The following is a 7,874-nucleotide window of genomic DNA, read 5'->3' as shown; positions in this document are numbered from 1 at the left end:
GACAAGCCTGGTCGCCTGACCCCAGTAACGAGTCTCTACCGAACCCGGGGCGGTTCATGATCAATTGAGACTGGACACGAGACCGCTCTTAGCCTCGATCCACCGTTGGTTTTGGGTGATGATGTGGGTTGTGAACGGGAGATGCCCTCCGAGCTGGAATAATCGGTCTTGCTGAAGGATCGATCCGCCCGGCTGAGAGGGCATCTCTGAGGTGCGATTGTGTCATAGTGCCGCGCGGGTGGCCGCGGTGTTCGATGAGCCGAATCTGATGGCATCGGCGGGATTGGTGCCGGTGATGCGGCTGGCTGAGCGGGTGGGTCTGCACCGACTGGTCGGCGAACGGGTGCGGGTTGCGGGGTCGGAAGGCGCGAACCCGGGGTTGAAGGTCGGCTCGATCGTGGCTGGGCTCCTGACCGACGCGGACAGTATCGACGACTTGGACGTGATCCGGCGTGGCGGGATGGGCCGGTTGTTCGCCGGTGCGCGGGCACCGTCCACACTGGGCACGTTCCTTCGATCGTTCACGTGGGGGCATGCCCGGCAACTGGAGTCGGTGGCCCAAGAGGTCACGGTCAACCTCGCCGCGACCACACCGATCCTGGATGGCGCGGATCAGATGCTGTTCATCGACGCGGATTCCACGCTGGGTGAGGTGTTCGGGCACGCCAAACACGGTGCGGCGTTCGGTCACGCGAAGGTCGGTGGCTATGTCGTGCGGCTGCGTGGCTATCACCCGCTGATCGTCACGCTGGCCACCTCGAACACGGCGCCGCTGGTCGCCGCCACCCGGCTACGAGCTGGAAACGCCGGCTCAGCGCGAGGCGCGGCCAGCCTGATGCGGGAGGCGATCGAGAGTGCCCGACGGTGTGGTGGACGTGCGGGCCGGATGCTGTTTCGGGGTGATTCAGCGTTCTACGTCGGCGAGCTGGTGTCGGCCTGCCGGCAGGCCGGGTGGACCTGTCGGTCACCATGGTGGTGACACCGTCCGGGCCGGTGCAGGTGACCTGCTGAACTCCGGTGAAGTCGTCACGCGCCACCCCGGGAATTCCCGGCAGCGGAATTTTCCGCACCGGCTGGAGCCGCGTCGCGCCACACGCCGAGAGGCGACCCGGTGCGTCGACCTCTTCTTGGTTGATCAGCGGGCAACGCCTGACTGCGGCCGTCACGCGGCGTGGCCATGGCTCTCATGAACCACTTCAAGGGGACCTCCAGAATTCCGCATGACCGGACGGTTACCGTTCAGATCCGATTGCTCCGTTTTCCGATTTTGCTATTTATATTCATCTGACGACAAAGGAAAGGTGTGGCAATGTCAATCCGGCGAAGAATCTCGACGCTGCTTGGGATGGTTACCCTCGTTCTGGGTGTGGCCTTGGTTGCGACGCCGTCCGCACAGGCGGAAACGACCAACGTTCATCCAGTCGAACTGCGCTCGGTACTCAATGACGAGGTAATCCCGTATGGTTTCACGTCGAGGCCGGTGGGCGAAGGCCGTGATGCATGCCCGATATACCACCTATGCATTTGGACGGGTACTAACTTCACCGGCCGCGGCCTCGGCATTACCGGCAACGTCGTACCTGGTGACGGTTTCGAGTGGCTCAACACAGTCTGGGAGAACAATGTCCATTCTGCGGTAAACAAAGGCACCGTCACACTCGAGTCTTTCAACTACCGCCCGGGCGGTGGAAAAGAATACCTCGGCGGGTTGGCTCCCGGCTACGACTTCCGTTGCTGCTGGCCGGGCGCGACCAAGGCTGACGGCATCCTGTACAGGTAGCCGCACCGCAGTTCAATCTCGCTCGGTGTCGTGGCAGCGGACTTCAGGGGTAGGTCCGTTGCCACGGCATTGGGCCCTGCGGTCGGCATCGCGAGCAACCTGCAACTGCGGGAGTTACCTGCCAGACCTGGCCATGCGCCGCATCGCCGACCTGTATCCCGGCAATGCCAAGACCGACGCCCGTGACGCCTACGTCATCGCCGACGCCGCCCGCACCCTGCCCCACGCCCTGCGCCGAGTCGATGTCGGTGACGAGGCCCTGGCCGAGCTGGACGTTCTGGTCGGTTACGACGACGACCTCGCCGCCGGAGCGGGACGAGAACGACCAGGCCGCTCCGGCGAGAACATATTAATAACCGAGCAGCGCGAGCGCGGACAGCAGCAAGGTTGCTGTGGCCTCGGTTTGGTGGCCGTCCCATGTCCGGCTCGTTCTGCTTCCTTTGGGCGCCGCGCGTGCCCCTTGCGAATTTGGATCGCCAGTGATGACGGCCGGGTTACAACACGGACGCAGGATTGCCTCGCAGCCTTCGAGAAGGCAGGGTCGTGTGCTGGAGCGCCGGGAAGTCTGGTCGGCACGCCCACCTCGACCGAGCTGGGTGGAGTTCGGCGAGCGGAGTTCCGGTGGCGTTGGTGTTCGCCATATTGGTCATGGTGGCGTTGGTCTTGATCCCGCGGCGGCTGTGGTACCTGCAGATACCGGCGATTCTGAGCTGGGCCGCGATCTGGGTGGACAACGAAGTCTCGAACCAGTGGACGGACTGGGTCGGGGCGGCGATCTTCGCGATATGTCTTGCTGGGCTTGGCTTCCAGTATCAGCGGCAGCGTTCGCAGATTGCCCGTTGAGCGGTCCTCACGCCTTCATCGATCGTCCTGCGCAGGCTGCCGGGAGCGGAAGGCGGCGTAGGCGATCATGAGCAGCAGGGTGACGACGAGGCCGAAGCCGCCGAACAGGATCGTCGCGGCGGCGCCGTTCATGGGGATCTCGATCGTGCTGTCCGGGGTGTGGCAGGTGACGGCGATCGCGGAGCGGAAGGTGACTTCGGCGGTGCTCGTGCCGGTGTCGCCGAGGCCGTTCTCGCATGCGCGCTGGACTTCGAGGAAGCTGATGACGCCCGCGGCCACCACAGCGGTGAGCATGGCGATGCTCCAGCCGAAGACGAGCATCACGACGATGCGAGGGGCGTTGTAGTTCCGCCTTCGCCGCTGGTGGCTCGCGGGGACGTCGATGGTGTAGTTGTCCGAGTGGATCGTGATCTCGGACGGATCGGGTTCCTCGGACTTCATCGCCGGTTACCGAGCGGCCCGCTTTCGAACCATTCGTCGTCGTCCGGCGGTTGCCTGCGTCGGCGTTCGCGCTCGCCGGCGGGTGCGCGTTCGGCGATGTTCTGGTCGACTTTTCGTTTGAGAGCGGGGGTGTTCTCGAGTTCGGCGGCGAACTCGGCGACGTCGAAGTCGAGGAAGTTCGCGGCTTGCTGGGCGGCTTTGCAGGCGCTGGAGATCTCGTCGGTGAGCCACTGTTCGGCGCCTTCGTGCAGGGTGCCGGGCGCGATGTGGATGCGTTTGAGCCTGCCGAGCAGGTCGACCGACGCGGTGACCGCGCCACTGCGGGAGGATCCCTTGAACTCGCTGAACAGCGCCAGTTCCGGGTTGTCCTTGATCTTCCCGAGGCGGCTCTTCATCAACTCGGCGGTTTCGACGTCGTCCTGCGGATCGGTCATGACGGGGGTCCTTTGGTTACGGGGCGCTGGTGTTGGCCGAGTTCATCGTTTCGGTGGCCTGCTTGGACGCCTCGTTCAGCGCCTCGATCTTGGCCTGCTCGTTGCTGTGGATGGTCCACCAGATCGACACGGCGCCGACCAGGATGCTGAGCACGCCGATGATGAGCCCGATGACCGCCCCGATGCCGGTCCAACCGGCGGCGATCTCGACGATGACCGCGACGGCCACGCCGATGATGGACAGGATGAGCCCGATGATCGCGAGGATGTCGCCGAAACTGCTGCCGAAGATCCGGTCCCAGGCGTCGGCGATCGCCACCAAGGCTTTGCCGACATCCTGGGAGGGCTTCTCCATCCCTTCGATCGCGCCCTTGGTTTTGTTCACCCGTTTGACGTAGGCGTTGTTCGCGTCGCCGGTCCAGGCGGAGGTTTGCTCGTTAGCTTTCGAAAGTTCGGCGATGCACGCGTCGAAGGACTTGCCGACCAGATCGGCACCGTCCTCTCCCCCGATGCCCCAGACGTCCTTGCCGACCTTGCGCAACCGGTCGGTGTCGATGTCGCGCACCAGCCGCAGCGTGTTCTCGATCGACGGCACCGACTTGCCGTGTTCCTTGGCGAAGCTGTCGATCTTGCGGGCGTCCGCCAGGACTCCCTCGTCGATCAGGTCCTTCAGTTTCATGATCGTCCCCTCGTTCCCAGCCCGGCGGGATGGTTACTTCGGCTCGTGCTCTTTCATCCACTTCTCGACCTGGTCCTCGGTGGCCTGGTACTTCTCACCGGCCTTCGACACGCCCTCGGCAGTACCGATGATCGTGACGTGCGTTCGGGCGATGAACTTCTCCATGGCCGAGACCACACCGGGGTATTTGGTGTTGCAGAATTCGGTCAGTTTGAGGACCTTCTCCTCGACCGTCTCCTGAACGTTCTCATAAGCGCTCACCGACTGCACGGTGAGGAAACCCTCCAGCGTCGCCTTCTGCTCGAAGTCGTTCATGCCGAGCGCGTCGCTAGCGCCTTCGAGGATCTTCTTCAGACGCGGAATTTCCTCCGGCTCGAGGCCATAGCCATTCGGGCTCATCGTGCTCCCTCCCCAGCAGGTATGTTTCCCTGAGACGTGCACCGGACATCGCCGGTTCCCCCGGGCACGGTGTCACACCAACACCACGCGCACCAGGCCATCGTCTATCCCGATGAGGCATTGGGACATGGTGAATGGGCACAGAAGCCGGCGAGTGGTCAACGGCAGTTAGTGGTTCTGACGCTTGTGTGCCAAGCGCAGAGCGAGCACGGTGGCGAGGAAGAGCACGATCACGGCAAGCGCGGTGACGAAGTGTTCCATAGGGCGGCTTCAATCGTCGTTGGTTGGGCCGGAAATGTTGATGTTAGCGCTGTTCATTGCGCTAGGCGAGCAGGAAGTAGCGGATCCAGAGATACGGTGCCGCGACGGCGATGGTGATCACGGTGACGATGGCGCCCTTCTTGGTGAATTCCCAGAAGGAGATCGGGTATCCGGCTCGTTTCGCGATGCCCAGGACGACGACGTTGGCGCTGGCGCCGACGGCGGTGAGGTTGCCGCCGAAGTCGGCGCCGAGCGCAAGAGACCACCACAGGGCCTCGGAATGGGTCGGGTCGGCGATGTCTCCGGTCAGTTCCAGGACCAGCGGGCTCATCGTCGCCACATAGGGGATGTTGTCAATGATTCCCGAGAGGAGCGCGGACACGCCGAGGATCAGCATGACCGCCAGGAGCGCGTTGCCTCCGGTGGCGTCGGCGGCGAGTTTCGCGAGGTCGCCGATAACCCCGGTTTTGACCAGGGCGCCGATCATGACGAACAGCCCGGCGAAGAAGAGCAGGGTTTCCCATTCGACGCTGGCCAGGTAGGTCTTGGGCTTGGTGCTGGAGATCAGCACCAGCACACCGGCGCCGAGCAGGGCGACCACCGAGGGTTCGATGTGCAGGATCGGGTGGGCGACGAACGCGGTGAACACCCCGAGCAGCACGATTCCGCATTTGATCAGCAGCCGGTGGTCCTTGATGGCCTCGCGTTCGTTCAGCGCCATCACGTCATCAACCCGGTCCGGGTCGACGGTGAACGAGCCGCGGAACAGCCACGGCAGCACCAGCGTGAATACCACGAGTTCGAGGGCCACGATCGGGGCCATGTTGATCAGAAAGTCGTTGAACGACAACTCCGCCCGGCTGCCGATGATGATGTTCGGCGGATCACCGATCAGCGTAGCGGCGCCGCCGATGTTGGAGGCGAGCACCTCGGCGATCAGGAACGGTGTGGGTTTGATGTCGAGCCGGTCGCACACGAGCAGTGTGACCGGTGCGATCAGCAGCACGGTGGTCACGTTGTCCAGGAACGCCGAGGCGACCGCGGTGATCAACGTCAGCAGGATCATGATCCGCAGCGGCGAACCCTTGGCACGTTTGGCCGCCCAGATCGCGGTGTACTCGAAGACGCCGGTTTTGCGCAGCACCCCGACGATGATCATCATGCCGAGCAGCAGGAAGATGACGTCCCAGTCGACACCGGTTTCGTGGGAGTAGAAGGCATCCTCGGAGCCAACTACCCCCACACCCAGGACGATGCCCGCGCCGGCGAGCGCGGCGGCCGTCTTCGGGATCCGCTCGGTGGCGATCAGCAGATACGCCACCGCGAACACCGCGATCGCGACCACGGTCATGCCGTGGCCCCGGACGTCAGTGCGGTGCGAGCGCGAGTTCCAGGAGCCGGGACGCGGTGATCACACCGATCAACTGGTCGTCGTGCAGCACGGCGGTGAGCGGGCAGCGCAGCCGGGCCATCATCGCCGCGACCTCGACGATGGTGTCGTCGTGGTTCACCGCGGGCAGTTCCTGCGGCTCTTCCGGCAGCAGGTCCCGGACGGTCTTGCCGCCGAGTTTGTCCGCGACGCGGTCGGCCATCGACTCGTTGAGCACCCCCGCCAGTGACGGGTCGTCCTGCACATAGCTGGGCACCAGGAACTTCACCACCTGCGAGGCGGGCAGGATCGAGTACGGCTTCCCGGTCTTGTCGGTCACGACGAGGCCGGGCATCCGATGGCTGGCCAGCAACCGCGCCGCATCCAGCGCGTTGGCATCCAGGTCGACGACCGGGAATTCCTCGGCCATCTGCTCGGCGTGCATACCCACAAGGTACGACGAATCGGTCATTCCCGCCGAGGGTCATCGGCATCTCCTGTCGGTTTCTTGACGCGAGCAACTTCGTCGCGGCCGGGCAGGCCGGTGGGCAGGTTGTCCGGAGGTTCCACCCGCAGCGCATGCGCGACCGGGACGTCGGTGGAGGAATGCAGCACGATCGACAGCGCGATGGTGATCGCGACCAGATCGAACACGATCTCGCTGTCCGGAATCCCGGACTGCAGGGCGAGCAGGCCGTAGACCACCGAAGCGAACCCCTTAGGCCCGAACCACGCCGCGGTCGCCCGCTCCCGCCGGTCCAGCGGGGTGCGCAGCAGCGACAGCAGCATCGCCGCGGGCCGCACCAGCACGATCGCCAGCGCCGCCAGCACCCAGCCGCCGACCGTGATGTGCGAGATGCGGTCCGGGGTGATCAACGCACCGAACACCAGCAGTGCGGCGAACTTGGTGGTCTCCGACAACAGCTCGCCGAACGGTTCGAAATGCTCCGCCGCCACCCGGTCCAAGGTCGCCAACGTCGAGCCCGCCGCGAACGCGGCCAGGTACGGGTTGGCGTGGGTGAGATGGCAGGCGCCGTAGAGCATCACCGCGATCGCCAGCGGCCCCAGCGCCTGCAGCCGAGGTTCGGCCGTGAGGATCCGGGTCCGCCACGCCAGCGCGACCACCGCCGGGATCGCGATCCCCAGCACCAGGCCGAGTGCGAGTTCGAGCGCGACTTTGCCCAGGTGGGATTCGGTGTGCGCGGCGGTGGCCAGGAAGATCAGCACGAACGGCAGCGCCAGCCCGTCGTTGAGCCCGGACTCGACGTTGAGCAACCGACGCAGGCGCAACGGCACATCCGTCCGCCCGACGATCGCGGCCGCGAACACCGGATCGGTCGGCGACAGGATCGCCCCGAGCAGGAACGCCGTCGGCCAGTCCAGCCCGGCCAGAAAGTGCGCGGGAACGGCGATGCCGACCATGGTCAGCGGCATCCCCAGCCCCAGCGCCCGCCCGGACAGCTTCCAGTTCTCCCGCAGCGCGGGCAGGCTGGCCCGTTGCCCGTCGGTGAACAACACGGTGAACAGGGCGATGTCGGCCAGCATGGTGACCAGCGGGTCATGCGGCGCGATTTCAACAAGGCCGAAACCGCCGTCGCCGATCAACGCCCCGGCCAGCAGGAACAGCAACGCGGTGGACAGGACAGTGCGGGCCGCGACCCCGGACAA

Annotated in this window: 10 protein-coding genes and 1 pseudogene; 4 read left to right on the top strand and 7 right to left on the bottom strand. The window is 64.9% G+C overall.

The features are described from left to right. The first annotated feature begins 238 nt into the window (after window positions 1-238). The 4 genes and pseudogenes from FXO23_RS49940 (at window position 239) to FXO23_RS49925 (ending at window position 2,623) form a co-directional block, all read left to right on the top strand. A complete protein-coding gene (locus tag FXO23_RS49940) occupies window positions 239-979 on the top strand; it encodes a transposase (protein ID WP_158896161.1) in 741 nt (246 codons plus the stop codon). Window positions 980-1,345: 366 nt separating this feature from the next. Beyond that, the gene (locus FXO23_RS49935; RefSeq protein ID WP_158896159.1) at window positions 1,346-1,780 is read left to right on the top strand and encodes a peptidase inhibitor family I36 protein; all 435 of its coding nucleotides are present in this window, start codon (window positions 1,346-1,348) and stop codon (window positions 1,778-1,780) included. Between the two features lie 115 nt (window positions 1,781-1,895). Beyond that, window positions 1,896-2,099: pseudogene (locus FXO23_RS49930) on the top strand (IS110 family transposase); the annotation flags it as partial. Window positions 2,100-2,401: 302 nt separating this feature from the next. After that, window positions 2,402-2,623, top strand: a complete 222-nt coding sequence (locus FXO23_RS49925) for a hypothetical protein (protein ID WP_158896157.1) — start codon at window positions 2,402-2,404, stop codon at window positions 2,621-2,623. Window positions 2,624-2,638: 15 nt separating this feature from the next. Here FXO23_RS49925 and FXO23_RS49920 read toward each other — a convergent pair whose 3' ends face one another. From FXO23_RS49920 to FXO23_RS49890, 7 genes are all read right to left on the bottom strand, one after another. Next, window positions 2,639-3,064, bottom strand: a complete 426-nt coding sequence (locus tag FXO23_RS49920; RefSeq protein WP_158896155.1) for a hypothetical protein — start codon at window positions 3,062-3,064, stop codon at window positions 2,639-2,641. Continuing rightward, a complete protein-coding gene (locus FXO23_RS49915; protein WP_158896153.1) occupies window positions 3,061-3,498 on the bottom strand; it encodes a YbaB/EbfC family nucleoid-associated protein in 438 nt (145 codons plus the stop codon). Before FXO23_RS49915 ends, FXO23_RS49920 begins: the two co-directional genes overlap by 4 nt. Before the next feature lie 16 nt (window positions 3,499-3,514). Beyond that, on the bottom strand, window positions 3,515-4,177 hold the full coding sequence (locus FXO23_RS49910; protein WP_158896151.1) for a hypothetical protein: 663 nt from the start codon (window positions 4,175-4,177) through the stop codon (window positions 3,515-3,517). Window positions 4,178-4,210: 33 nt separating this feature from the next. Continuing rightward, window positions 4,211-4,576 (bottom strand): hypothetical protein, encoded by a 366-nt coding sequence (locus FXO23_RS49905; protein ID WP_158896149.1) that lies wholly within the window; start codon window positions 4,574-4,576, stop codon window positions 4,211-4,213. 322 nt (window positions 4,577-4,898) lie between these two features. Further along, on the bottom strand, window positions 4,899-6,188 hold the full coding sequence (locus tag FXO23_RS49900) for an ArsB/NhaD family transporter (protein WP_158896147.1): 1,290 nt from the start codon (window positions 6,186-6,188) through the stop codon (window positions 4,899-4,901). A gap of 16 nt (window positions 6,189-6,204) precedes the next feature. Beyond that, window positions 6,205-6,651: a CBS domain-containing protein gene (locus FXO23_RS49895; RefSeq protein ID WP_158896163.1), complete on the bottom strand. Its 447-nt coding sequence runs from the start codon at window positions 6,649-6,651 to the stop codon at window positions 6,205-6,207. A gap of 23 nt (window positions 6,652-6,674) precedes the next feature. After that, window positions 6,675-7,874, bottom strand: a 1,200-nt coding sequence (locus FXO23_RS49890) for a cation:proton antiporter (protein WP_179957096.1), incomplete at its 5' end; no start/stop codon positions are given.

It is taken from the genome of Amycolatopsis anabasis, assembly GCF_009765355.1.
Classification (GTDB): domain Bacteria; phylum Actinomycetota; class Actinomycetes; order Mycobacteriales; family Pseudonocardiaceae; genus Amycolatopsis; species Amycolatopsis anabasis.
This window is presented reverse-complemented; position numbering and strand designations above follow the sequence as displayed.